Raw genomic sequence first — 1,391 nt, forward strand, 5'->3', positions numbered from 1 at the left:
AAACATTGGGGTTCAAGACTCCCGATCAACTGATGCTCGACCACATGAGCAGACTAGCAGCATAGGTGGTGATGCACTTCAGAGTTGAATCCAAGATCTGAATTTATTGCGGCGCTTAGATAATGACCGTTTCAACTTTGCTTTTTTCCGAAGCCATTGGCCCTTCAGGCTTTCTCTAAAAATTCTTAGCTCTTCTTCGACAGGAAAGGTTGCGCACAATTTTGCATTGCTGCCAGCATCGTCTGACAGATTTGACAGGGCTTTTTCTAGCACTTCGGGAAGAATTAGAGAATCTCTCCAGAAATGCAGAAGATAAGGTTCGAGGCTTTTGGTTTCGAACTGCTTAGTTGCCTGTAACGAGACGGCTATCTGTTCGACCCAGTTGTTGTGGGGAAGGAAATCCAAAATTTGATCACACGTTTCCAATGTTTCAGAGAAAAACGCGCGATTTCCTTCAGGGATTCCTATGGCTCCTGAGTTCCACATTTCCCATGGGGGAGGGAAGTTTTGGCTGAGTGAAGGGTTTTCTGATAAAAGTGTAAAATAATCAGGGTGGTTTCGAATGGAAACTTTTCCTTCGAGCTGATGCATCCAACACATTTTTGGATTTTCCGCTAGTTCCCTCAAGGCGGGTGAAGGGGTTTTTATCCACTGTGTGTCGCAATCTACAAAAAGTATGGGACCGCTAGACATGGACTGGGCGTGGCGTAATATTTCGAGTTTGACTCGATGGGTGTACTGGTGTTTTCCTTTATACTGTCTAATTTGCTCAGGACTAATGGTTCGAGCCGTTATCAATTCGTGCCTAGGGACCCAGGTGTCATCGTCGGTGTAAACTATAATTCCAATTGAGTTGTCTGGCTCTTCCTTTAGCCAGTAAAGTAGAGAGTACAGAGAGAAGATTGCTTGCTTGGTGTACTTTTGGCCGCCATGTGCTAGATAAACGATATTCTTTGATTTCATTGTTTTGGTTCCGGTTCACTGTTGGAATCTTTTGCTGGTTGTCAGGAGTGGTGAGTGTTTCTCAGTCTCAATTTGTATGGAGCCTAAAGTTTCATCCGCCTATGTGTCAACCTGAATCCATACACTGGCTCGATGAGTTAAACTCTATTTCAGAGCTCGAGATTCAGGAGCATTACCATGCCCAAGCCACAATCAGAGCTGCCCGAGAATCAGGTGACTCCCAACCCCGGACTGGAGAAGCGCACCCGGCGGCAGTTTAGCACCGAGTATAAGCTGAAAATCCTGGCCGAAGCCGACGCCTGCCAACATGGCGAAATCGGCGCCCTGTTGCGCCCGGTGTCTGTCAACATAGTTGCCCGGTCATTCATGCAAAATGTTTCGCGGCCATTTCATGATCAACAGTTCTGCACACAACATCCCGCTCAGGG

At 46.7% G+C, this 1,391-nt stretch carries 2 protein-coding genes; one reads left to right on the top strand and one right to left on the bottom strand.

Features of this window, described 5'->3' with window-relative positions; genetic code table 11:
• Positions 1–78: 78 nt before the first annotated feature.
• Positions 79–963, bottom strand: a complete 885-nt coding sequence (locus G533_RS24720; RefSeq protein ID WP_144079974.1) for a hypothetical protein — start codon at positions 961–963, stop codon at positions 79–81.
• Positions 964–1,140: 177 nt separating this feature from the next.
• On the opposite strand from G533_RS24720, the gene G533_RS23100 reads away from it, so the two are divergent.
• Positions 1,141–1,391 (top strand): hypothetical protein (locus G533_RS23100; RefSeq protein WP_035529363.1); only part of this gene is annotated, 251 nt, incomplete at its 3' end.

The sequence above is a fragment of the Haliea salexigens DSM 19537 genome (assembly GCF_000423125.1).
Classification (GTDB): domain Bacteria; phylum Pseudomonadota; class Gammaproteobacteria; order Pseudomonadales; family Halieaceae; genus Haliea; species Haliea salexigens.

Coding starts and splice junctions, on each gene's coding strand:
- G533_RS24720 (WP_144079974.1), bottom strand. CDS start 963: ATGAAATCAAAGAATATCGTTTATCTAGCACATGGCGGCCAAAAGTAC.